The following is a 25,167-nucleotide window of genomic DNA, read 5'->3' on the forward strand; positions in this document are numbered from 1 at the left end:
AAACAAAGCATTTTTAGCTGGAGTGAAAATGAGCAACGAATCGATTAAAGCAGAACAGGATCTGATCCAAGAGGGTGTAGAGTCTGAAGTATCTACCGCAGAAGCAAGTCTGATCGATGAGCTTACCCAGGCCAATTTCCGTATTGAAGAGCTGGAACAGTTACTCGCTGAAGCTTTGGCGAAAGTTGAAGAGCAGAAGGATTCAGTCATCCGCGCCGCAGCCGAAGTCGATAATATTCGTCGTCGTGCCGCAATGGATGTGGAAAAGGCGAACAAGTTTGCCTTGGAAAAGTTCGCCAATGAACTTTTGCCAGTACTTGATAACATGGAGCGCGCATTGATGGGGACTAACCCAGAAGATGAAGCGACTAAATCGATTTATCAAGGTGTTGAGTTAACTCAAAAAAGCTTACTCACTGCGGTGGCTAAATTTGGTGTTAAGCAAATTGATCCACAAGGTCAGTCATTTAACCCCGATCAACATCAAGCGATTGGCATGCAGCCAAGCGCTGAGTTCCCTGCGAACACTGTGATGTTGGTGATGCAAAAGGGTTATGAGCTGAACAGTCGCTTGCTGCGCCCTGCTATGGTAATGGTGTCACAGGGTGGCCCTAACCAAGAAAGCGCAACGATAGATATCGAAGCTTAAGCTTTATTGGAGCAGCCGCTGTTATAACAGACTGTCCCGTCCTAAGATAGGTTGACAGTTTCTAGGCCAGCTCCAGTAGCTGGCCTTTTCTATTATGCACCTGATTGGGTGTTTCCATATCCAAACTCAGATGCGGTCTCATTTCGTTGTATATCGCTATCGATTCTCTAACAAGTCTCTTCAACTCTTCCAGCGTTTTACACCGGTAGAGTAAAAACTCCTGCTTCAGGATCCCGTTTACTCGTTCTGCTAACGCATTTTGATAGCAATCATAACCGTCTGTCATCGACGGCTGAATATGGTTGGCCTGCAGTTCATCTTGATAAACAGCTGAGCAGTATTGCGAACCTCGGTCTGAGTGATGGACCGCATTAGCGCTATAGCGCTTATCTTTGACCGCCATTTTCAGTGCTTTCACTACGCTTTCTGCTTTCATGTCCGTACTCAAGTGATGACCGACTATCTTACGTGACGCGGCATCGGTCACTAGTGACAAATAGTGCACGCCTTGGTCTGATTCGAGATAGGTGATATCGCTGACCAGTACATGCTCGGCATCGTGTAGTCCCTCTTCCTTCAGCAGGTTGGGATGCTTCTTCATCCAATGCTTGCTGAATGTCGTTTTTGTGAAGCTTCTCTTGGGCTTAACTAGCAAGCCTTCACTTCTCAAGTAGGTAAAGAACCCGTCTCGCCCGAGTTTGATATCATGTTCAACCAGCTTAGGCTGTATCAAAGTATAGAGCTTACGCGTCCCCAATCGTGGCATATAGTTACGCCAATATTGGACCCAGTCTTTGATGACCGATAGCTCAGTGCTTCGGCTCGCCATTCGGGCGACAGCCTGATAAATACCTTGCCGTGAAATACCGACAGCGCGACATGCAACGGCGAGGTTTATTTTGCTTTGGGTTTTGGCTTGCCAGAGATACCGGATAAGTACTTTTTTCTGAGGCCGGCTCCGTATTCATTGTCCATGATATCGACCATACCATTGAGAATTTGGTTACGCAGTTTCGCTTCGGCTAACTCACGCTCAAGGCGCTTGATAGTTTCGGCTGGGGTTTCTTTTAAATGAGGCATAAGGGGATGCTGAAAGAGTTTCGACCAATCGAGTTTACCATGCTTTCTCAGCCAGACGAGTACCGTTGTTTTACCCTGAATGCCAAAACGAGTCTGCGCTTGCTTGTAAGTCATTTCGCCTTTTTCAACACGTTCAACAACGCCTAATTTAAAAGCTAAGGTGTAATCGCGTTGAGTACGCTTACGGCTTGAGTTACTTGATGTTGTCATAAAGAAGTCCTCTTTATGTCAACGTATTTCAGGACGGGACAGACAGCAACAAAAAAGGACTGCAATTGCAGTCCTTTTTTTATGGGCGGAATATGTGCAGAATTTGTATTGTCTTATAAGCTGTTAGGCTTAACGACCTGCTGATTTGATGCGACATCATCTGCGGCAATCAATAGTGTGGCTTCTTGCAGCACTTCTTGGTGCATTTTATTCATTGCAGCAGTTAAGTCTGCAGTGATACTAGCTTGTAAGTCGCTAGTATCGATGACGATTTCGTCAACGAGTACATTAGCACTGGCATTTAAGCTGAGTGCTGAAATTATCGCTAACGCAAACGCTGATTTTAAATTAAACATAGTCGCCTCCGGGCTGACAAATTAACGCTGTCAGACATTCCCATCACCAACTTTGAGATTGTCCAACTAGGGTGTTTCATAGATATTAAGTGTTTCGTGGATACCGCTGTTTCAATGGCGCAAAATTTAACCAAAATCACTGGCCTTTACAAACGATTAAATGTAACAATACGGATTAGAAAAACTAATTAAAAAACGAGACTGAGATCACTATGTCCAGACGATTACCACCGCTTAATGCGGTTAAAGCATTTGAGGCAGCCGCGCGGCATTTGAGCTTTACGCGCGCAGCAGAAGAATTGTTTGTTACGCAGGCTGCGGTGAGCCATCAAATAAAGGCATTAGAAGATTTCCTCGGATTAAAATTATTTCGCCGAAAGAACCGTTCTTTGCTTTTAACCGAAGAAGGGCAGAGCTACTTCCTCGACATCAAAGACATCTTTATTCAACTCGCCGATGCTACCGACCGATTACTCGCCCGCAGTGCGATTGGTTCTCTGACGGTCAGTATGTCGCCCAGTTTTGCAATTCAATGGTTAGTGCCGCGTTTGGCAAAGTTCAGTGAGAAAAATCCCGATATCGACGTGCGTATTAAAGCCGTCGATACCGAAGCGAGCTCATTAACCGATGATGTGGATGTCGCCATTTATTATGGTCTAGGCAATTGGCCTGGTCTGCGCGCCGATAAGCTCAGAAACGAAGTGCTCATTCCTGTGTGTTCGCCCATGTTACTCAATGGCCCTAAGCCGCTGTCAAAACCGAGCGATTTAAAATATCACACGCTATTACATGATATGAATCGTCACGATTGGCAGGCGTGGTTTAGACAATGTGGGATTAACGATATTAATGTGAACCAAGGCCCCATCTTCAGTCATTCCTCCTTGGTATTGCAGGCGGCGGCCCATGGTCAAGGCGTGGCTTTAGGTTACAGCGTACTGGCGCGTCCCGATATAAAAGCGGGGCGTCTTGTGTGCCCATTTCAAGAAGTCTTGGTCAGTAAAGATGCTTACTACTTGGTTTGCCAGCAGAATCACGCAGAACTGGGTAAGGTCGTCGCGTTTCGCGAATGGATGTTAGACATGTTTGCTGAGGAGTCGCGCAGTGAGTTGTTGCCCGGATAAGCCAAGTTTTGTATTAGAGGGTGAGCCTGCGAGCACTGTGGTTTTATTGGCCCACGGCGCGGGCGCTAACATGGATTCTGAGTTTATGCAGGCCATGTCGGCGGGGCTTGTGGCTAAGGGCTACCAAGTAATACGCTTTAATTTTCCCTATATGCAGGCCAATGCCGTCGATGGTAAACGGCGTCCACCGGACCGCGCGCCTAAATTGCTCGCGTGTTTTACACAGATGCTCGATATCGCTCATTCACAACCTAAGGTCGAGCGTGTCGTACTGATGGGCAAATCCATGGGCGGACGTATGGCAGCGTTACTAGCCTGCGATCCCGCATTAGCGGCGCGCATCGATAGAATCATTTGTTTAGGTTACCCCTTTGTACCACTCAAAGGCGGTGAGCCTAGATTGGAACCTTTGAATGAATGCCAAGTCCCAGTATTAGTCGTACAGGGCGAGCGGGATAAGTTTGGTGGCAAAGAGCAGATCCCAAATTGGCCCTTGAAGGCAGAGATAGGATTGGCTTGGATAACCGACGGTGATCATAGTTTTGTCCCAAGAAAGTCGTCAGGCACCACTGAAGCGGCTAACCTTGCACGTGCCTTTGATTTATCTAGCGATTTTATTGGTTAGCTTAATGTTGAGCGAATGAATGTCGAATGAGTTAAGCCCATTCCAGCAGGAGAGTTAAATGCGTAAAGGTCTATTGTTACTCGCCGCCGTGAGCGGATTCCTAGCCGTCGCCTTAGGGGCTTTTGGTGCCCATGGTTTAAAAGCAGTCGCACCACCGGATTTGATTGACGTATTTAATCTTGGGGTGCAATACCATTTCTACCATACCTTCGCCTTAATCATGGTTGCCTTTTCGGGCCAATGGTTAACCTCACGTTTATTGGACTGGTCGGCGTATTTGTTTATTGCAGGCATAGTGTTGTTTTCTGGCTCGTTATATGGACTGGCATTGTTCGGCACTAAGTGGCTGGGCCCTGTCACGCCGATGGGCGGTGGGTGTTTCTTACTCGGCTGGTTATTATTTGCTGCCGCGGTATGGCGTCATAAAGTCATTGACGGTCACGAGTCTTAATCTCGAACGTTAAGTGTGAGTTAACAGGCTTAGGGCGCACCTAAGCCTTTTTTATTTCTCCAATCGCAATTCAAAGTTCCGCAAGTAGGCAAATAGGGCATTTGTGGATTGAAATTGGTATACTGACGCCCAAATCGATAGTCAGCCAATGCTTTGGCTTGGATTTCTCAGGGATCCCCATGAAAAACCTATTTTTATTTTGCCGCGCAGGCTTTGAAAAAGAATGCGCTGCAGAAATCCAACAGCGAGCCGGTGAGCTCAATGTGGGCGGCTTTGTTAAGGCCAACAATAACGACGCCTATGTCGTGTACCAATGTTTTGAAGATGACGCCGCAGATACGTTAGTGAAACAACTGCCTTTAGATTCGCTCATTTTTGCTCGCCAGATGTTTGCTGCCAGCGACTTATTAGTCGACTTGCCTGAAAACGACAGAATTAGCCCAATCGTGGCGGCACTCAGTGACGTCAGCAAAGCGGGTGAAGTGCGGGTTGAAACGCCAGATACTAACGAAGCGAAAGAGCTATCGGCTTTTTGCCGTAAGTTCACTGTGCCTTTACGCCAGCATTTGAAAAAATCTGGCAGTTTGCTCGCGCAGGAAAATCCAAAACGTCCGATTATCCACGTGTGTTTTATCGGCCCTGGCCGTGCCTATGTGGGCTATTCCTACAGCAATAATAGCTCGCCACACTTTATGGGTATTCCACGTCTGAAAATGGCGGCGGATGCTCCGAGTCGTTCTAGCCTGAAACTCGATGAAGCCTTTGGCCAATTCGTGCCGAAGGAAGAGCAAGAAGAGCGTATTCGCAGTGGTATGAACTCAGTGGATTTGGGCGCTTGCCCAGGTGGCTGGACTTATCAACTGGTGCGTCGCGGCATGTTTGTCTCGGCTGTCGATAATGGTCCCATGGATGAGAAACTCATGGAAACGGGCCAAGTGAAGCATTACCGTGAAGACGGTTTCCGTTTCGAGCCACAGCGCAAAAATATCTATTGGCTAGTGTGCGACATGGTTGAAAAACCAGCGCGCGTAGCTGAACTGATTGAAGCTTGGGCGATTAACGGTTGGTTTAAGGAAGCGATTTTCAACCTTAAATTACCGATGAAGAGCCGCTATAAAGAAGTCACTGCCATTCTTGAGACCATGCAGACCATTCTTAAAGAGAACGGCGTGACCGATTTTAAAGTGCAGTGTAAGCATCTTTATCACGATCGTGATGAAGTGACAGTGCATTTATGGCTGCGTCCTAATACCGCGTGGAATTAATTCCTGCGATAACTCTGCAGTGATATTGCCGTCGTTACTCGCGTACGTTACTTAGGTACGCTAATACGGTAATCGTCAGGCGGGTTTAAAAAACACGCAGTTTTAAAGCCATGCAGGTTTAAAAGCCAGATAACAAAAAGCCCCAAAGGAAACTTCGGGGCTTTTTCGTGTTTACTCATTTGAGTTTCAAGCGCTTACTTCTAATGAAGCTTATGCTTGAACAAGCGCGTTATAGACTCGTCTTAAACGCGCTCAGCATTGCGATCACAGACGCTCAAGAACCGCTTGAGTGAAGTCAGTCGTGCCGTGAGTGCCGCCTAAATCGCGAGTGGTACGGTCGCCTTCTTCAATCACTGCAGATACCGCTTTACGGATTTGCTCAGCTTTGTCAGCCATACCTAAATATTCCAGCATCTGAATAGACGCTAAAATCACTGAGGTTGGGTTCGCGAGGTTTTTACCAGCGATATCCGGTGCACTACCGTGAACGGCTTCGAAAATCGCAGCATCACGGCCAATGTTTGCGCCTGGTGCCATACCTAAACCACCGACTAAACCGGCACATAGATCCGATAAAATGTCACCGAACAGGTTGGTCGTCACGATCACATCGAAGTTTTCTGGGTTCATCACTAACTTCATGCACGTTGCATCGACGATCATTTCTTCAGTCTTGATGTCTGGGTAACGTAGGCTCACTTCACGGGCCACTTTCAGGAACAGGCCTGACGTTGACTTCATGATGTTGGCTTTGTGCACGATAGTGACTTTCTTACGGTTTTCTTTGCGAGCCAGTTCGTAGGCGAAAGTGGCGATTTGCTCGGCACCTTGGCGAGTCACGATACTGGTCGCTTCTGCCGTCAAACCATCTTCAGACACTTTTTGGCCATAGCCAGAATACATGCCTTCAGTGTTTTCACGCACAGTGATGATATCGATATTTTCGTAACGAGCTTGAGTGCCTTTGAACGAAATCACTGGGCGTACGTTAGCGTACAGGCCGAATTTTTTACGTAAGGTCACGTTGATAGAGGTAAAGCCTTCACCTACTGGCGTCGTCAGCGGACCTTTCAGTGTGATACGGTTTTTTTCGATTAATTCTAAGGTGCGCGGTGGCAGTAACTCGCCTTGCTTTTCGAGTGCAGTCAGGCCGGCATCGGCAAATTCATATTCAAAATCACAGCCCGCTTTATCGAGAATTTTTAAGGCTGAATCAATAATACTTGGGCCAATTCCATCACCTGGAATTACGGTTATCGTTCTTTTTGACATGGAGAAGTCCTTCCACGGTTCGTCGTTACTGCAATTGTCTGCCCCAGCGTTAACTGGATAGCAGGACTATGAATTTGGTATTTTTTCTGCCTATTATTTTAACCATCTTTGGTCAAACTTCACAGGAAATAGTGAGCAATATCACGATTTTTTATGTGGTATAACTTGTAAAAATACTGGGTTCTCACCATGATGGAGAGCCAATGGTTAAAAAAGTCTACTTTAGTCTAACAAATATATAAAAGAGGAAGACATTGAAGTTAATCCCTATCACATCTCTGGTGCTGTTATCCCTTGGAATATTGCCAGCAGTGCAGGCTGAAACCAGCACTAAACCGCTCACCCTCACAGACATCATGCACTTTGAATCCCTTGAAAAGCCGGTTATCGCAGATAAGGGCCAAGTCATCGCGGTCGAGTCTGCGCCCGATCGCGGGGATAGTCATGTCATTGTGAAAAATGTGCTGTCGCAGCAAAGTTATCAAATCGCGGGTGGGTCAGATCCTTTAGTGAGTCACGATGGCCGCTTTGTGGCTGTGGTGGTCAAACCGAGTTTGCTCACGCGTGAAACGAGTGATGCCAAGGCGAAGAAAAAACTCAAATCTGACATGGTATTACTTGATACCCAAACGGGCACTCAAACCCGCTTTGAGCGCGTGAAGGAATTCGTGTTCAGTGATGACGGTAAGCATTTGGCAATGTGGTTTGAGGCCGATGAAGAGTCTAAAAAAGATGCTGAGCCTAAAGCCAGCGAAAAACTCGCTGAAGCAGGCACACAAACCCCAGCGAAAGCCGATAAGCCAAAGGTTGATAAGTTTGACCAAGGCCGCCGTTTTACTTTGCTTAGTTTAGACGATCAAACCCAGCGCATCGATGTTGAGCAAGTGACTGGTTATGTGTTTGATAAGGCGAGCCGCCGACTTGCATTGGCGGTGAATGATATCGCCAATAAACAGCATCAATTGCAGTTAGTGGATTTACGTACCCACCAAAAAACCGTCGCTTTTGACTCGCCTAGCCAACAGGTTGGTGCGTTAGCGCTGGCTAAAAATGGTCGTTGGCTGGCGTTTACGCAGGGCAAAGATAGCGAGTTGCCCTATGGTCGAAGCTATCAGTTATCGCTGGTCGATTTGCAATCGGGTAAAATCAGCAAAACTCCTGAGTCACCCGAGTGGAAACTTAATCGCTACACAAGTTTAAGCTTCTCATTGGACAGCGAACGGCTGTTCTTCGGCCGCGTGCCAGAGGTGAGCCAGCAGCTTAGTTTGCAGAAAATCACCGAAGAAAAAGACCTGTTTAATGCCGATATTGTTACCGGACAGCGCGGGCTTAAGGTGTGGCATGGTGACGACCCACGGATTAAACCCCACGAAATCAAGCAATATGAGGATGAGCAAAAACGGACTTACCTTGCGGTATTGCATTTAGGCTCAAATAACGTGGTGCAGCTTGGCGATAAAACCGTGCCAGATGTGACGATTTCACAGCATAAGCGCTTTATGTTGGCGAGTTCAGATTTGCCCTATCGCAAGATGGCGACGTGGGCTGGCTTCTATCAAGACTATTATCTGGTCGACATTAACACTGGCAGTAAGGTACCTTTTTTGACTCAGCAGCCGAGCGATGCCGAGCCAAGTTTGTCGGGTAACGGTAAGTATGTGGCTTATTATCAGCAAGGTAATGTGTATCTTTACGATATTGCTGAGGCTCGTCGTACTAATCTCACAAAATCCCTGAAGGTCAGCTTTGCTGATGAAGACCATGATTATCCTTCGAGCGCGCCGGGATATGGTTTTGGCCCTTGGCTGAAAGATGACGCTGGGTTCTTGGTTTACGATAAATACGATGTCTGGCAGTTTAATACTGAATCTAAGGCAGGTTTTGCCTTAACCGCAGGTAAAGGGCGTATCCAGAAAATTCAATATCGTCTTGAGGGCTTAGTCGATAATCCCGATGAACCGACTGAGCTTGCCTATAACGCCACTGTGTTACTCCACGGTTATAGCGATAAAACTAAGGCCGATGGCTTCTACCAAGCGACGTTAGGCGCAGCGGGCGTGAAAACGCTGATGCAAGGCGAGTATAAGTTGACTGTGTTAGTACGCAGTAAAGACGCAGACACTATCGTGTTTTCTAAGGAGCGTTTCGACTTATTCCCTGACTTGTATACGGCTAACTATAGCGCCCCGCAAAATGCGCTTAAGCAAACGGATTTAGATAAGCAACGCCAAGCGTTTAACTGGAGCAAAGCCGAGTTAGTTCACTGGACGAATGGCGATGGTAAGCCGTTAGATGGCGTGCTGATCAAGCCGACCAATTATCAAGTGGGTCAGCGCGTTCCTGTGTTGGTTTATTACTATCGTTTTATGACGGATAGACTGCATGCCTTCCCGCAGATGAACATTAACCACAGACCTAATTTTGCTTGGTATATCAATAATGGCTATGCGGTGTTCCTGCCTGATATTCGCTTTGAAATTGGTTACCCCGGCGCGAGTTCGGTGCAAGCGCTCACCTCAGGCGTGCAAAAGCTGATTGAGATGGGTATTGCCGATCCCGATGCTATTGGTCTGCAAGGTCATTCTTGGAGTGGTTATCAAACGGCGTTTGCCATCACTCAAACTAAGATGTTTAAGGCGGCGGTCGCGGGTGCGCCGGTATCGAACATGACCAGCGCCTACAGTGGCATTCGCCATGGTACGGGTATTGCGCGTCAGTTCCAGTATGAAACGGGACAGAGCCGTATTGGCGCGAGTTTGTTTGCCGCGCCACAAAAATACATTGAAAACTCGCCAGTATTTTACGCTGACCGTATTCAAACGCCTTTGATGATCATGTTTGGTGATAAGGACGATGCAGTACCATGGGAACAAGGTGTTGAAATGTACTTGGCCATGCGCCGTGCGGGTAAAGATGTCGTGTTCTTACAATATGAGGATGAGCCGCATCACTTGAAAAAGTACCCGAATAAGCTCGATTACAGCATTCGCATGATGCAGTATTTCGATCATTATCTGAAGGGTAAACCCGCGCCAGAATGGCTCAGCAAAGGCGAAGCCTATGTCGAGTACAAGGCAGATGATGAATAAGTGACTGATTTAGCTTATTGCTATTGCACTGAGTGACCTAGGTATTCTGTCACTAAGACGTTCAGTTGGTTAATTATGAAACAAAAACGCCACCGATTAGGTGGCGTTTTTATTTAGATGTCAGTCGTATTTATTTACTGCTCAATGTCTCGTGGGCGGAAGTGAGCACAGTGTCTGTGCCCGCATCGAGGTATTGCTTATAGGTATCTTGGCCCCAAGCAATTAACTTATCATTTTCAAAAATAAGCGGGGTACATTCCTCTTTGGTCGTCACACCGTCTGATTTCTCATGGTGAGTGCGATAAAAAAGCACCTGTAACTTGGCTTCCTTGACGGCTTTTGCCTCTGAAAAGTCGGCCTTACCGAGCAATTCTTTTACTGAACCGATATTTTGCCCTAAGGTTAAATCGTTCATCTTCTGGCTGTTATAGGCCTGTCGGTCCTCCCAATTCATGTCTTCTGGCGTTGGTTCATAAACCAGTACAACCACAGCGACAAAGGCGACGTAGGCGGCAAAAATACTACCAATAATTACTGAAACTTTTGATTTCATTTATAGTTATTCCTTTACCTCATTAAATGAGTCACTTGAGCACGTCCATAAAATACGCTTTTGTTGCGCTAAGGTAAATGCGTTAATTGCAACTTTGTGTTAACAGAAGTTTAGTCTTGATTGATGGTTTTTTCAGGTGGGGAGTCAATCACGCGAAAGTCTTTCAAGTTGATATTGAGTGGTAGGTCCGTTTGTAACTGCGCCAGCTTATAACTCAGCCTCGCCATCTCTTTGCCCTCGGCGAGCTTCTTCGCTTGTTTAGCGCCTAGGTTAGATAAGGAGGAGAACAAGGTCGGTAAGCTTCTAAAGGTTTTCAATAACTCGGCTGCCGACTTAGGGCCTATGCCTGCAATGCCGGGAATTTTATTACCGCTGTCGCCCGCTAATGCCATCAAGTCGAGAAACTGGCTGCGCTCAACACCCAGTTTTTGTTCCAACGCCGCAATATCGAGGTACTGCTGATTAAAGTGATCCCATTGACTGATTTGGCGATGATTAAGCTGACTAAAACCTTTGTCGGTGGACACAATAATGGCTTCACCTTGCGCTTTGGCGGTTTTTATCGCCAGTGTCGCAATCACATCATCGGCCTCCGCGGCGGCATAAATAGAGCCAATGTGCATTGCGGTTAAATGGTCTTGCAGCGCAACTAAACCCTGCGCCAGTGGTTCTGGCATAGGTTTACGACCTTTTTTGTAATCGGGATAAAGCTGTTTACGCCATGAGATCTCATCACCGTCCCACACGATAGCAACATGGGTAGGGCGATGCACCCGCAGCAGTTTAGTGCACGCCGAACTGACGCGCTCTGTGAGGCTTTGCATATCTGTTTCATCGGGGATCGCCGCGTAAATGCGGCGAACCAAGTTGAGACCATCGATGATTAAAAACTTGTTCATGGGGTGTCGTTGTTTCGCTCTCTATTTCACTATTTGGTAGCAAGGAATATAAGCGCTTCCGGGAAGCTTCATTCTCTGTTGTTGCACAAATGCACTCAAGAGCTTATCCATCATATCCATGAGTTTAGGATCGCCCTTCAATTGGAAGGGACCATCGCGCTCTATGTGCTTGATTGTTTCCGACTTGACGTTGCCTGCCACTATACCCGAAAACGCTTTGCGCAGGTTGGCGGCAAGCTCGGCTTTGTTGGTTTGGAAGTGCAAGTCCAAGTTTGCCATCACCTCGTGGCTCGGGACAAAAGGTAACTGGAATTCAGATTCAATCTTCAGTGCCCACTGATATTGGTAAGCATCACCCGTTGAGCGGCGATAGGCTTTCACCTGCTCCATGCTTTTCTTCATGATACGCGCTACTTCAGTGGGATTATCTATGATGATTTGATACTTCTTCTGAGCTTCAGGGCCTAAGGTTGAGGCAATAAACTCATCAATCTTAATGAAGTAATCGGCGCTTTCAGTGGGGCCTGTGAGGATCAGCGGGAAAGGGGTTTCTTGGTTTTCTTCGTTGAGTAAGATACCTAAGATATAGAGCAACTCTTCCGCCGTGCCAGCACCACCTGGGAAGATAATAATGCCGTGACCTAAACGCACAAAGGCTTCGAGGCGTTTTTCTATATCGGGTAAGATCACCAGCTCATTGACGATTTGATTCGGTGGCTCGGCGGCAATAATACTCGGCTCAGTCAAACCAATATAACGGGCATTTTTAATCCTTTGTTTGGCATGACCTATGGCCGCGCCTTTCATCGGGCCTTCCATCGCGCCAGGACCACAGCCAGTGCAAATGTCCAATTCCCTCAAGCCAAGTTGATAGCCTACCTCGCGGGTATATTGGTATTCGATGGCATTAATACTGTGCCCGCCCCAACAGACGACGACGTTCGGGTCTTTCATGGGGGCAATCGCCCGCGCGTTACGCAAAATATCAAACACCACATTGGTGATATGGTTGGCGTTGGTCAGATTAATGTGTTTGAGCGAGTCGTATCTGTCGCTGATATAGAGGATGTCGCGTAAGACTGAGAACAGATGTTCTTGAATGCCGGTGATTATTTGGCCATCGACAAAGGCTTGTTCAGGGGGATTGACCAATTCTAATTTTACACCGCGTTCCCGTTGTAGGACGTTGATATCGAAATCATGGTATTGCTCGAATAGGGCTTTAGAGTTGTCGGTTTTTAAACCCGCGGCAAGTACTGCTAAGGAGCAGTTGCGGTACAGTTGATATAGCGTGCTTTTGGCACTTTTTTTGAGACGATCAACTTCAAGTTGCGAAAGCTGATCCATGCTGCCTTTAGGGCTGACTTTTACTATCATTTATCACTCCTTCGTCATGACAGGAGTGATTAGAGGAGGCGTATAGTGGGGCTCAATTATACGTCAATCACAACCCTGTCTCTGCTTTCGTGTTTCGCTTTGTAGAGTGCTGCATCGGCGCGTTCGAAGGTCTCATGTATGAGCTCACTTCCCATAACTTGCGCAGCCCCTATAGATACTGTAACTGTAATTCTCTGATTTTTAAATTTAAATGGAATATTTTTTACTTTCTCGCGCACTCTGTTTAAAAGTTGAGCGATATCGGCAGGTGCTACATCGGGTAATAACAGGACAAATTCTTCGCCGCCATAACGGGCAACAAACTCTGTATCGCGTAGCGAGTTTTTCAAGGCCATCGCAATCACCTGCAGGGTTTTGTCGCCCGTGCTGTGACCAAAGCTGTCGTTGATAGTTTTGAAGTGGTCGATATCGGCAACCGCCACCCACAGGGGAGATTTATGCCGTTGATAGTTACGGTATTCCAAATCCATGCGCTCTTCTAACGCGGCACGGTTAGGTAACTGAGTTAAGCTGTCGAGCAAGTTAAGTTTTTGCTGTTCGAACAAACGCTCTTTGTAGGTGTTCGCCTCGTTACTTAATTCATTAAGCTCTTTGCGCATCGTCTCCATCGACTTACGCAGCAAGGCTTGTTCTCTTTGCTCTAAGGCTTCTTTACGGGCCAATGCCGAACGAATGGAGTTAAGTTGCTCAGTCAATTGGGCTTTAAGATCGACAATATCTTCCACATCGATAATGATTTCACCGGCGTTATCGACGCGGGTGTTGATCTCACGATTCAACTGGGTCTTGAGTTGGAAGCTGCGTTGATTGTGGTTGTAAGATTCACTGACCACTTCACGCACTGCGGCTAAGGCATCGTTGAGGGCAAACAAAAATTCTTGCGATGCCGATTTCTCGCGGGCGATGTTATCAAGCAATAACGCTAAAATGGTTTGGTAGGCTTCGAGCAAGCTGTCTACTTCAATCTCAGAAGAGAGCACTTCTTTGATCACTAGGACTTGGTCACGCTGATCTTTACGAAACTCGATTTCCGAAATCATCTGCGCCAGCTCATGGGCTAGCTGCCTGTGTTTTGGCAAGACATCGAGTTTTTCAGATTCGTTAAATTGTAGCTGTAATATGGTTTCGTAGAAGCCGATGATTTGCTTAACTTTAGGAATATATTCCCAAACCGTGTGGAAAGGTTTAGCCAGATCTTGTTTGAAGTAATTGACTTCTTTTTTGAGTTTTTCAGGTGCAGAGTTAACGCGTTGGATCTGACGGATCACCTGTGACAAACCCGTACGACTCTCTTCGAGTTGTACCATCACATGGTGATATTGGCCTTTTAGCAGGCGCTCGACATCGACTAATTCTGGCAACGCCTCATCGACTCGCTCAAACGTATTTAAGTTATGGCGAAGTTTGGCGAGTTTATTATCTAGCTCAAGATTTTGCCCTTTACAGGCGAGGCTTAAGTGACCAATAAATTGCAGTAATGTCTGTAACTTTGCGTTTCTGTCTTCATTGACTTCATCGAGGGCAAGTTTGGCCGAATGAAGTTTCTGTTGCAGCAAGGCAAGTTGTGAAACTGTAGCGCTCGAATCCTTCATCCTGAGTGTTGTCCTAACTCTGCAAGGCTAAAAAACATGACGATCCTATGTCCAGATTAGCTGTTAACTCATATGATACTAATGTTATAACACTGGGCGTAGAGTGCAAATGCGATTTACCTATGACTCTGTGATTAATTGCTGATATTGATCAAATATTTTCCAGTAATTGCCTGTCTTGGTTATTTTCCCAGCAAGGCCAGCGAACATCCTCTTTATTTCCGTTGGTATCTAATCTGATTAACCCGCGCTCAATGCCTTTTTCAAGGTGTAAAAATAACGGATTGGCAAATAAGCTCAGAGGGACAAAATCGAGTGCTCTGAGGGCGACAAAATAATCGTTATTGCCCTCTAAACTGCGGGCACAGGCGAGCGCCATTTGCACGGTTTCAAACTTTAATTTCGCGGCCATTTTGATTTCTGATTTTGCTAACAGTGGCAAGTTGGCAAAACCAAGCCGGAAATGATGGACGATGTGCTGTTGGTCGAGTTTCTGGCGTATCTGGCTGATCACGCTTGTTGGCTCAACGGCTTGGGTGAAGCGCACTGCAAATACCCCTTGGCGTATCACATAGACAGGGGATGCGAGCGCATCGGTTAGATGAGTGGCCAGTTGCGCCGTTACTGCATCACTAAAATATTGGCCATAGTCGAGATCGGTCGTGAGCTGGGCGGGGAAGGCGATAATCCCTAAAGCTGTTGTAGACGCTTGATGTTGATTATGGCCCAAGTGCGCTAATAGCGCCGCATAGCCTAAGTTATGGGTGAAGGGTTCCTGTAGGCTCAATTGAGTTAATGCGGCGTTTATTGCCGAGGTTTTGCGGCGATGATGCAACATATACGCAATCACCAGCAGCAAGAGTCCGGCAATGAGGCAACTGATGAGCAGTAGCGTGTGGGTGCTGTTACTTTCCTTTACTGTCTCGGCAAGTTTTCCCTGAACCATGTTGAGCTCAAGTTTGAGCTGTTGTTCCGCAAGGGCTGAGGTCGACACTGGGGAGTCTTTCTCTTTCTCTGCAAGGGTATTACCTAGCTCTATGATACGGGTTTGGGCATCGATGGTTTTGGTTAATTCCCCTAATTTTTGCGACGCCGAGGCAATCAGTGTGAGGGCAGCTTTTTGTTCATTGACGAGTTTTAAGTCGATAGCCAATGCCAATGCGATGTCGGCATGGGTCATCATCAACGGCCAATCTTGGTTAGTTTGCGCGATTTCGCCAATTAAGAGTTCGTTATAAACCTGATAATGATGGCTTTGTTTTTCTTTGAATATTTGATTGGCCATCAGTAAATATTTTAGGGCGTTAACATTGTCATTAATATTTGAGTAGGCTTGCCCAAGATTGTGGAAATTAAGGCCTTGGGCAATATAGTTACCGCGTTTGGCATCTAATTGCTGGGCATTAAGGTAGTAATCAATCGCTTTATTCCAATCCCCTTGTTCGCCATACACCATAGCTATTACTGTCATACAGCTTGAAAGATAGGTGTCATTGCCCATTTTTTTAAAACCGGCAGCGGCTTCGTGGGCATTTTTAAGGGCTTCATCCCACTGCTTTAAATCGCGATATACCTTAGAAAGTTGCAATTGCAGATTGGTTTTCATCGCCGGGTAATTAGAGCGATTGGAGATCCGAATTGCTTCACTGTAATGCTGCAATGATTTGGTGAGCTGCTGATTAAAATTGTAATAGAACCCCAGTCTTGCTTCAGCCGCTGCGATTAAATAATCGTTTCTGAGCTTATAGGCAATGTCGCGGTATGTATGGAAGTGCATCAGGGCTGGCACTTCTTGGCGGATTAATAAATGTAAGCCGCCTAAGTGCTCATGAATATTGTGCTTAAGAATCAATGCTTCGATGTCATAACTGTCGTTGATGCGGGTGAGCGCTTCATTATACAGGCCAATCGCTTCTTGATATTTTTGCTCGGTACGGCCAAGGTAACGCCCATTCAACATGGCGACCATTGCAAGTTCATAGGGGGATTGCGCCGCAGTGGCTAAGAGTTCAATCAAGCTTTTTGCGTCTTGAAAACCGACCTTGGTTTTCACGTTCGGCTCCATATTCAGTCGAGTCAGCAGATACAAAATCTGTTCAAATTCGGTTGGACTGTAGCCTTGCTCTTGGGCTGCACGCTCAAATTGGTCACGGTTTTGGAACGCAAGGGGGAAGGAAATGGATTTGTTGAGCACATCATACATTTGCTGTGGAGATTCTCTTAACTCCACCTCATCAGCTTCGAGATCTCGGCTTTGAACGCTAAAAGGCAGTGACAGCAACAAAGTAAATAAAATAACCGTGAGTTTTTGCATTTGAACTGTGATTCCTCATTCCTTAAGTCAAGGAACTTATTTTGTTAGCTTTTGTTAGCGCCTAATGAGGATGCTACATCGACTTGTTATACTTGGAAAAATCATAAGAAGCATAATAACAGAAGGAAGCAAGAGTGAAACCCAACAGATTATCAATCTTGATATTAAGTGCATTCTTTTCGGGCCAAGTATTGGCCGATGTGAAATATCAAATCGACCTCGTTAAACCCGAGCATCATATCGCTCAAGTGAGTGTGACTTTTCCTGAAGTGAAGACCACAGATTTTACGGTCAACCTGCCAGTGTGGCGCACGGGTAAATATCAAGTATTGCCTTTGGCCGATGGCGTGCGTTTATTTAGCGCTAAAGACAATCAAGGTCATGAACTCCCATGGAAACGTACGGCGAGCGGTGAATGGCAAGTCGCGCTCACGCAGCCAACCAGCGTAACGGTTAGTTATCAGTTGTATGCCAATGAATTAGGCCAAAGGGTTCGCCATATTGATGCGAGCCACGCGTATTTAGATGCCAGCGGCGTGTTCATGTATAGCCCGCAATTTCGCTCTGAGCCTGTATCGGTTCAATTGAACGTTCCTGAAACGTGGCAAAGTTACTCGGGTATGGCTTCAGGCACGCCAGCGCATTCTTTTATCGCACCGACTTACGATGTGTTAATTGATTCCCCTATCGAAACCGGTGTCAGCACCCATAAGCAATTCAGCGCTAATGGCAAAAGTTATGAGTTGGTATTTTGGGGTGAAGGTAACTATGACGCCGATAAAGTCGTAAAGGATTTAACGGCATTAAGTGGTCAAGCAAAGGCGATTTGGGATGATTATCCTTTTGATCGTTATGTGTATATGGTGCATGCCACCAGCGGCGCCAGTGGCGCGACAGAACATGTAAATTCTACGGTTATCCAACTGCCGCGTTTTAGTTTCCGTGAACGCAAGGATTACCTACGCTTTATTAGCACAGCATCCCATGAGTTTATCCATACCTGGAACGTAAAGGCCTATCGTCCTGCGGGACTTGTGCCCTATGATTATCAGCATGAAAACATGACGGAATTACTGTGGATGGCCGAAGGCTCTACCAGTTATTTTCAAGGCCAGTTACTGCTGCGTGCTGGGGTGATGACGCCTAAAGAATTCCTCGAAGACTTAGCTAAACGCGTTGAGAAAAACCAACTCAACCCTGGGCGTGAAACTCAATCTGTTACCGAGGCGAGTGCAGGAGAGTGGAGCAGTACGGGCGGTGATTATGCGATTAATCACAGTGTGAATATCTATTCTGAGGGTTACTTAACCTCTTTAGCGTTAGATTTCTCGCTGCTCCAAGATACTAAGCTAAAGCATTCATACCGCGATGTGCATCGCCGTTTATATCAAGATCACCGTGTGCCAAAGGGCTATGGGGTTAGTGATGTGCAGCATATCCTTAAGGATTTATCCGGCAAAGATTATGCGCCTTGGTGGCAGGCAAATGTGAATAGCCCGATGAGCTTAGATTTCCCTGAGTTGTTATCGCAGGCTGGGTTAGCAATGTCCTATGGCAAAGATTCAAAAGTCGAGGCATTTGCTGGCATGACGTTAAGCAGCGCCCATGGATCTTTAGTGTTGGATCAAGTACTGCGTAATGGCCCAGCGTGGCGAGCGGGTATCGTCGCGGGGGATGAAGTATTAGCGATTAATGGTCTTAAGGTGACTGCTGCGGGTTTTGATAAGCGCATTAAAGACTTTAAGACTGGCGATAGCATCGAAGTAACATTATTCAGCAACGATAAAATCAAACAAGTTAAGCTCATCCTTGGGGAGCAGCAAAGCGGTAAGTTAGTGCTTAAGGGCGATGCGAAAGCGACTAAACAGCAAAAAGCCTTCTTCAAGGCTTGGTTAGGCATTGATTGGCCGTTTAATAATAAAGGCGAGCTAGTGTCTAAAGCCAATGACTAAATCAAATGGCATTCAGCTTGCGATTAGGCCGAATGCCTTAAATTTAGGCGTTTAACTGTCATAAAAAAGGCGCACCCTCATTTAGACGGTGCGCCTTTTGTTATTTTGTATTTCAAGTTATTCATATAAGAAGAATACGAGTGAGTCGCAGATTTAGTTTACCTAACGGCTTAGGCTTAAACTTGCGCTTCTTCGAGTCCACCTAGTGCTGCCACGAGTGCATGCATCAAGGCGACTAACTCGCTGCCCATTAAGGCAAAGTCTGCATCTAAACGTGCCATAGGGTCGTCTGTGCCCACTTCATCGTTACCCGCTCTAAATTCTTCAGAGAATTTAAGGCGTTTAACGCTGGCATCCGATTGCAATAATAGTGCAATCGATTGGCCGAAATGCAGTGCTAACTTGTGGACTTGCTTGCCTGTTGCGAGGTGAGCTAAGACTTCGTCTTCTTTTAAATCCTGTTGCTTGAAACGTACAATGCCGCCTTCATCCGCTTCGGATTTAAGTTCAGCTTCATCTTGCATTTCAAAAGGTAATGGCGCGCTGCCAAGTTTTAACCATTCGGTTAAATTGGATTCGACTGGCGCTTTAAAGCTCAATGGGATCACCGGCAAACTACCGAGCGCTTTACGTAATAAAGTTAACAGCTCTTCGGCTTTAGTGGCACTTGAACTGTCGACAAGGATCATTTCCAGCTCTGGCAAAATCAAGGCATGGGTTTGGCTGCGGCGTGAAAAAGCGCGTGGCAGTAGGCTAGTAATGATTTCATCTTTTAGCGCATCTTTTTCTTTTTTCGCCATCTTACGATTTTCTTCATCTTCAATGAGGGCGACTTTTTCTTCTAAGGCTTCTTTGATGACTTGGCCTGGGAGAATTTTCTCTTCTTTAGTTACACAGATCAGATGGCGATTATCGGCACTGTGTACCAAGGAGCTGCCTTTCTTGCCTAAAGCATTAGAGAAACCAAATTTACTGACATCTTGGCTTGAGCACGGAGAGAAAGTGAAATCGGCCAACGCAGTTTCTAGCGCTTCGGTTTCGACGGCAAAAGGTTTATTGAAACGATAAAGAGTAAGATTTTTAAACCACATAAGAGGCGCTCATTGAAAATTAAAGTGGCAGTTTACGGCATAGTTTGGGCGGGGTAAACCTGTGTTCGATAGCTAATTTCTAGCGGCGGATCAGAATTCATTAAACTGTAACATAAGAATTGGCTCAGCTGCAGGCCGCATTTTTAGTGGGTTTGTTGCCAGGCTCAGCGTCAGTTTTTTTAGCTTGCGCACTAAACGGTCACAATTGAAATAAAACTGAAACACATTCATTGCACACTTTCGGTCGTTCCAAACCAATAACCAAGACGAACATAACGTCGAAAGGATTAAATGATGAACGTTTTTTGTAAAACTCTACTTGCTTCTGCGCTAGCTTCTGCAACTCTGGCTTCAGCTTATGCCGCTGAGCCACTGACTGTTTATGGTAAGTTGAATGTCACTGCTCAATCAAATGATGAGAAAGGTGATGCTACAACAACTATTCAAAGTAATGCTTCTCGTTTTGGTGTGAAGGGTAATTTCGAGCTGTCTAGCTCGCTGGAAGCGTTCTACACAGTTGAATACGAAGTTGATACAGGTGCTGCGACTAGCGACAACTTTAAAGCACGTAACCAATTTGTTGGCCTAAAAGGCGCATTCGGTTCGTTCTCTGTGGGTCGTAACGACACGCTGTTAAAAATCTCTCAAGGTAACGTTGATCAATTTAACGATTTATCTGGCGACTTAAAAAGCCTGTTCAAAGGCGACAACCGTTTAGGTCAAACTGCGACTTACTTATCTCCATCAATCAGCGGTTTCGTATTCGGTGCTACTTATGCTGCTGAAGGTGATGCTGACCAACAAGGTCAAGACGGTTTCAGCTTAGCCGCTATGTACGGTGACGCTAAACTGAAAAAATCACCTATCTATGCTGCTATTGCTTATGACTCAGATGTAAAAGGTTATGAAATCCTACGTGCATCGGTTCAAGGTAAAATCGCTGATTTAACCTTAGGTGGTATGTACCAACAACAGGAAGAGACGTATAAAAATGCTCTACCTGTAACGACGGATAGCATTAACGGTTACCTGTTCAGCGCTGCCTATGATATTGATGCTGTTACTTTGAAAGCACAATATCAAGACATGGAAGACAAAGGTGATTCATGGTCAGTAGGTGCTGATTATGCACTGGCTAAACCTACTAAAGTCTTCGCTTTCTACACCAATCGTTCGTTAGAAGCGTCTACTGATGATGACAAATATATCGGTGTTGGCTTAGAACACAAATTCTAAATCCAGTATTAAGATTCAATTAAGGAGGCATATTGCCTCCTTTTTTATTGCTATAAACAAACAGTTATATAAACTTATTATGACAAATATTACTACTATATGGCTCAAACGGCGTGCTAATTCATAAATCTGTAATAAAAATGACTAATAATAGCCGTGTTGACATTCACTGACAGAAAATCACTTATGACTGCAAGGATATTGATAGTAGAAGACGAGTTAGCCATCCGCGAGATGCTGACTTTTGTAATGGAACAGCATGGGTTTACGACCTCTGCGGCGGAAGATTTTGATTCGGCCATTGCGCTGCTAAAGGAGCCTTACCCCGATCTGATTTTATTGGATTGGATGTTTCCTGGCGGAAGTGGTATTCAATTGGCGAAACGCTTGAAGCAAGATGAGTTCACGCGTCAAATTCCGATCATCATGTTAACTGCCCGCGGTGAAGAGGAAGATAAAGTCAAAGGTCTCGAAGTCGGCGCCGATGATTACATCACTAAACCTTTCTCCCCTAAAGAACTTGTCGCACGTATTAAGGCCGTATTGCGTCGCAGTGCACCGACTCGTTTAGAAGAAACCATTGATGTACAGGGCTTAATGCTCGATCCTGTGAGCCACAGGGTGAGCGTAGGCGATACTGTATTAGACATGGGCCCAACCGAATTTCGTTTATTACACTTTTTCATGACCCACCCAGAACGTGTCTACAGCCGCGAACAGCTGCTCGACAATGTGTGGGGAACCAATGTGTATGTTGAAGACAGAACCGTTGACGTGCATATCAGACGCCTTCGTAAAGCCGTTGAAGAGTCTGGCCACGACCGCTTGATCCAAACGGTTCGTGGCGCAGGTTATCGTTTCTCTACACGCATTTAGTGCCGAATAAGTGTTAGGCACAAGTTAGCTTTTAGGCTATCTTGTGCTCCTCTTATTTAGCCTGATGTTTGGGTTTATCTATGTCTGACTCTTATTCAGGGTACCGGTTGTTTACGCGCTTAGCCTTATATCTACTGCTTTGCGCGCTAATAGGTTTATTGGTAGGGAAACTTCTCTGGATACTCTTTTTCGGCATGCTAGGGCTGGTTTGCTGGCATTACCGACAATTATCACGGCTTAACTTTTGGTTATGGCGCGATAGAAAACTCACGCCGCCGCAGGGCAGTGGGAGTTGGGAAGGGGTGTTTAACGGCATTTATCGCCTCCAAGGTAAGAATCGTCGACGTGTCGGTCAATTGGCCGCATTGCTGGCGCGATTCCGCCAAGGTGCAGAAGCGTTACCCGATGCCGCTGTGGTGCTCGATTCAGAGCATAATATTTTATGGTGCAACAAGTTAGCGCAGCTTATTCTCGGCTTTGTTTGGCCGCAGGATAATGGCCAGCGTATTGATAACTTGATCCGCCATCCTGATTTTTCCGCTTATATTAAATCTGCACAATACAAAGAGCCGCTGGAGTTACCATCGCCGGTATCGGATAGGCGTTTGCTTGAGATCCGTATCATGGCCTACGGTGACAGGCAGCTACTGTTAATTGCGCGGGATATCACCCGTATACGTCAGCTCGAGGGCATGCGTAAAGAGTTTGTCGCGAATGTGTCACATGAGCTGAAAACGCCGCTCACTGTGTTGCAGGGTTATCTCGAAATGATGCAAAGTATGGCTGAGCCCGATTCGATGAACGTCAAACCGCTGGCCTTAATGCAGCAGCAGACGCGGCGAATGCAATCTATGGTCGAACAGCTATTGATGTTATCGCGGATTGAAGATGCGGCTGATATCAACCTCGAACATACAGTGAACATGACGCAGCTGATGGAAGTGCTCAAGGAGGAAGCTAAAGCGCTGGCACAAGACAGATATGAGCTGAGCTTCTATTGCGAACCTGGGCTTGATTCCCACGGTAATGAATTACAGCTAAGAAGTGCTTGTTCTAACTTGATTTCTAACGCGATTCGTTACACTGAACCCGGTGGTAAAATCACAGTGCAGTGGCGCAGCATGGCAACGGGAGCCATCTTTAGCGTAACGGATACGGGCGAAGGCATTGCACCTCAGCACATAGGTCGATTAACTGAACGTTTTTATCGGGTAGACAGTGCGCGCTCAAGGCAAACCGGTGGCAGTGGTCTAGGTCTTGCGATAGTAAAGCATGCGCTTAACCATCATCACAGTGAGCTTAAAATCAGTAGTGAAGTGGGTAAAGGCAGTACGTTTAGCTTTGTTATTCCTTTACATCTTATCGAGCGTAAGAAATAAATTGCTTAAGTGAAATATTCGCAATTAATAATAAAAACAGGCCATTATGGCCTGTTTTTGTTTCTAGGTTCAGAGAGTTCATTATTAGTGACAGAAAAAAGCGATAAATAACGCACTGTCATCTAAGTGTCACATCACAGACATAGAATTGTCATTGTAGCGATTGATACTGGCTGCGTCTGAAGAAACTTAAGTTACAAATTAGTTAGCTTACTACTGGAGCACATAATGAAACTGAAAAAGCTTGTCGGCGCGATTACCCTAACAGCCGCTGGTGTATTCTCTGCAACTGCGATGGCATCGATTGATCAATCTCTGCCAACTTATGAAAAAGCAAGTGGCGTGTCAGGCAACTTATCATCTGTAGGTTCAGATACGTTAGCCAACATGATGACACTTTGGGCCGAAGAATTTAAACAAATGTACCCTAACGTCAACATCCAGATCCAAGCGGCGGGTTCTTCTACTGCGCCACCAGCGTTGACTGAAGGCACTTCACAGTTCGGCCCTATGAGCCGCAAGATGAAGCCTAACGAAATTGAAGCGTTCGAAAAACATTATGGTTATAAGCCAACTGCGGTTCGCGTAGCTATCGATGCTTTAGCAGTATTCGTACATAAAGATAACCCAATCAAAGGTTTAAGCGTTGAACAAGTTGATGGTATTTTCTCTTCTACTCACAAATGTGGTAGCAGCGACATCCAACGTTGGGGCGAGCTGGGCTTAGACGGTAACTGGTCTGCTAAAGACGTTCAACTTTACGGTCGTAACTCTGTATCTGGTACTTACGGTTACTTTAAAGAGCACGCACTGTGTAAAGGCGACTTCAAAGCGAACGTGAACGAGCAACCAGGTTCTGCATCTGTAGTGCAATCTGTTTCTCAATCTCTAAACGCGATTGGTTACTCAGGTATCGGTTACAAAACTGCTGGTGTTAAAGCAGTTGCGATTGCTAAGAAAGGCGAAGAGTTTATCGAAGCAACTGCAGAAAACGCAGCTAACGGTACTTACCCACTATCACGTTACCTATATGTTTACGTGAACAAGCAACCAAACAAAGACTTAGCACCAATGGAAAAAGAATTCCTACGTTATGTGCTGTCTAAGCAAGGCCAGCAAGTGGTTGAGAAAGACGGTTATGTGACTCTGCCTAAGAGCGTAGTTGCTAAAGATTTAGAACAAGTGGGTATCCGCTTGTAAGCCAAACGGCTTGTTAATCAAGGACCTCCTCGGAGGTCCTTTTTTGTTTCTGGGGTTTTATCTGGGCGATGATGTTTGGTCATTCTGTCTGGTAGATTGCCAAATAAAAGGCATAAAAAAAGCAACCTAAATAGGTTGCTGTAAATTCCAATTCGGAATCTTGGGACGGTCGCGCTAGAAACCATCTAAAGGAGAATGATGATGAACGAAGAAACTCATTACAAAGATTCGGTTCATAATATCTGACTCAGCATCCTTAAATTAGTTCAGAGAAAGTGCGAAATATTTTAAATAATTTTGCACTTTGTTTTTATTAGAAGCGCGAGCCTCTATTTTTCTCAGTTTCTTCAGTTTGCTCATCGCTATTGGCCGTCGCAACGGGCAAATCTTGCATCACGAAAGAAAACCGATTGCAGTTCTGTGATCGCCGCCAAAGATGAACTGTTACAAAAAACTCGCCTATAACGTGCCGATAAGCTGACTTAAAGCTCAGTTACGATTTGCCTCTGAGCAAATGTGCAGTCGATAATAACGACTAGCAATCCGTGATGAGTTA

Annotated in this window: 20 protein-coding genes; 11 read left to right on the top strand and 9 right to left on the bottom strand. The window is 45.9% G+C overall.

Going from position 1 to position 25,167, the window contains the following annotated elements; genetic code table 11:
* The first annotated feature begins 28 nt into the window (after window positions 1–28).
* On the top strand, window positions 29–649 hold the full coding sequence (grpE, locus tag OX890_RS08290; RefSeq protein WP_006080881.1) for a nucleotide exchange factor GrpE: 621 nt from the start codon (window positions 29–31) through the stop codon (window positions 647–649).
* A 61-nt stretch (window positions 650–710) separates the two neighbouring features.
* On the opposite strand, the gene OX890_RS08295 is transcribed toward grpE, so the two are convergent.
* Both OX890_RS08295 and OX890_RS08300 read right to left on the bottom strand, forming a co-directional pair.
* A protein-coding gene (locus tag OX890_RS08295) for an IS3-like element ISSba4 family transposase (protein ID WP_107946623.1) occupies window positions 711–1,939 on the bottom strand; the annotation gives its coding sequence in 2 pieces (ribosomal slippage) (window positions 711–1,588 and window positions 1,588–1,939; 1,230 coding nt in all).
* A gap of 113 nt (window positions 1,940–2,052) precedes the next feature.
* Window positions 2,053–2,295, bottom strand: a complete 243-nt coding sequence (locus OX890_RS08300; protein ID WP_006080888.1) for a hypothetical protein — start codon at window positions 2,293–2,295, stop codon at window positions 2,053–2,055.
* A gap of 212 nt (window positions 2,296–2,507) precedes the next feature.
* Between OX890_RS08300 and OX890_RS08305 the strand changes: the two genes are divergently transcribed.
* The 4 genes from OX890_RS08305 to rlmM all read left to right on the top strand — a co-directional run bounded on the left by OX890_RS08305 (window position 2,508) and on the right by rlmM (window position 5,760).
* Complete coding sequence (locus OX890_RS08305) at window positions 2,508–3,419, top strand: transcriptional regulator GcvA (RefSeq protein ID WP_006080889.1); 912 nt, start codon at window positions 2,508–2,510, stop codon at window positions 3,417–3,419.
* Entirely contained in the window at window positions 3,400–4,044 is a 645-nt protein-coding gene (locus OX890_RS08310) for an alpha/beta fold hydrolase (RefSeq protein WP_268650412.1), read from the top strand. Before OX890_RS08305 ends, OX890_RS08310 begins: the two co-directional genes overlap by 20 nt.
* 58 nt (window positions 4,045–4,102) lie before the next feature.
* Window positions 4,103–4,495, top strand: coding sequence for a DUF423 domain-containing protein (locus OX890_RS08315; protein ID WP_006080891.1), 393 nt, complete (start codon window positions 4,103–4,105; stop codon window positions 4,493–4,495).
* Between the two features lie 179 nt (window positions 4,496–4,674).
* Complete coding sequence (gene rlmM, locus OX890_RS08320; RefSeq protein WP_011846285.1) at window positions 4,675–5,760, top strand: 23S rRNA (cytidine(2498)-2'-O)-methyltransferase RlmM; 1,086 nt, start codon at window positions 4,675–4,677, stop codon at window positions 5,758–5,760.
* Window positions 5,761–6,024: 264 nt separating this feature from the next.
* Here the strand turns inward: rlmM and OX890_RS08325 are convergent, their stop codons facing one another.
* Window positions 6,025–7,032, bottom strand: coding sequence for an isocitrate dehydrogenase (locus tag OX890_RS08325; protein ID WP_006080893.1), 1,008 nt, complete (start codon window positions 7,030–7,032; stop codon window positions 6,025–6,027).
* Between the two features lie 254 nt (window positions 7,033–7,286).
* Here OX890_RS08325 and OX890_RS08330 point away from each other — a divergent pair, with 254 nt between their 5' ends.
* On the top strand, window positions 7,287–10,121 hold the full coding sequence (locus tag OX890_RS08330) for a S9 family peptidase (RefSeq protein WP_268650413.1): 2,835 nt from the start codon (window positions 7,287–7,289) through the stop codon (window positions 10,119–10,121).
* A gap of 130 nt (window positions 10,122–10,251) precedes the next feature.
* On the opposite strand, the gene OX890_RS08335 is transcribed toward OX890_RS08330, so the two are convergent.
* The 5 genes from OX890_RS08335 to OX890_RS08355 form a co-directional block, all read right to left on the bottom strand.
* Window positions 10,252–10,674 carry a DUF3192 domain-containing protein gene (locus OX890_RS08335; RefSeq protein WP_006080896.1) on the bottom strand — a complete coding sequence of 141 codons (423 nt, stop codon included), beginning with the start codon at window positions 10,672–10,674 and terminating at the stop codon, window positions 10,252–10,254.
* 110 nt (window positions 10,675–10,784) lie between these two features.
* Window positions 10,785–11,573, bottom strand: coding sequence for a flap endonuclease Xni (gene xni / locus OX890_RS08340; protein ID WP_071939126.1), 789 nt, complete (start codon window positions 11,571–11,573; stop codon window positions 10,785–10,787).
* Window positions 11,574–11,594: 21 nt separating this feature from the next.
* On the bottom strand, window positions 11,595–12,950 hold the full coding sequence (gene ppnN / locus OX890_RS08345) for a nucleotide 5'-monophosphate nucleosidase PpnN (protein WP_126491467.1): 1,356 nt from the start codon (window positions 12,948–12,950) through the stop codon (window positions 11,595–11,597).
* A 56-nt stretch (window positions 12,951–13,006) separates the two neighbouring features.
* Complete coding sequence (locus tag OX890_RS08350; RefSeq protein WP_259215347.1) at window positions 13,007–14,563, bottom strand: GGDEF domain-containing protein; 1,557 nt, start codon at window positions 14,561–14,563, stop codon at window positions 13,007–13,009.
* 151 nt (window positions 14,564–14,714) lie between these two features.
* On the bottom strand, window positions 14,715–16,877 hold the full coding sequence (locus OX890_RS08355) for a tetratricopeptide repeat protein (RefSeq protein WP_268650414.1): 2,163 nt from the start codon (window positions 16,875–16,877) through the stop codon (window positions 14,715–14,717).
* Window positions 16,878–17,011: 134 nt separating this feature from the next.
* On the opposite strand from OX890_RS08355, the gene OX890_RS08360 reads away from it, so the two are divergent.
* A complete protein-coding gene (locus OX890_RS08360) occupies window positions 17,012–18,829 on the top strand; it encodes a M61 family metallopeptidase (protein WP_268650415.1) in 1,818 nt (605 codons plus the stop codon).
* Between the two features lie 176 nt (window positions 18,830–19,005).
* Here OX890_RS08360 and rdgC read toward each other — a convergent pair whose 3' ends face one another.
* A complete protein-coding gene (gene rdgC / locus OX890_RS08365; RefSeq protein WP_268650416.1) occupies window positions 19,006–19,920 on the bottom strand; it encodes a recombination-associated protein RdgC in 915 nt (304 codons plus the stop codon).
* A 291-nt stretch (window positions 19,921–20,211) separates the two neighbouring features.
* On the opposite strand from rdgC, the gene OX890_RS08370 reads away from it, so the two are divergent.
* The 4 genes from OX890_RS08370 (at window position 20,212) to OX890_RS08385 (ending at window position 24,611) form a co-directional block, all read left to right on the top strand.
* Entirely contained in the window at window positions 20,212–21,156 is a 945-nt protein-coding gene (locus tag OX890_RS08370) for a porin (RefSeq protein WP_041408521.1), read from the top strand.
* Window positions 21,157–21,342: 186 nt separating this feature from the next.
* Window positions 21,343–22,032 carry a phosphate regulon transcriptional regulator PhoB gene (gene phoB / locus OX890_RS08375; RefSeq protein WP_006080904.1) on the top strand — a complete coding sequence of 230 codons (690 nt, stop codon included), beginning with the start codon at window positions 21,343–21,345 and terminating at the stop codon, window positions 22,030–22,032.
* A gap of 80 nt (window positions 22,033–22,112) precedes the next feature.
* Complete coding sequence (gene phoR / locus OX890_RS08380; RefSeq protein WP_006080905.1) at window positions 22,113–23,411, top strand: phosphate regulon sensor histidine kinase PhoR; 1,299 nt, start codon at window positions 22,113–22,115, stop codon at window positions 23,409–23,411.
* A gap of 228 nt (window positions 23,412–23,639) precedes the next feature.
* Window positions 23,640–24,611, top strand: coding sequence for a PstS family phosphate ABC transporter substrate-binding protein (locus OX890_RS08385; protein WP_006080906.1), 972 nt, complete (start codon window positions 23,640–23,642; stop codon window positions 24,609–24,611).
* Window positions 24,612–25,167: the final 556 nt, after the last annotated feature.

The organism is Shewanella sp. DAU305, assembly GCF_026802235.1.
GTDB classification, from domain to species: domain Bacteria; phylum Pseudomonadota; class Gammaproteobacteria; order Enterobacterales; family Shewanellaceae; genus Shewanella; species Shewanella baltica.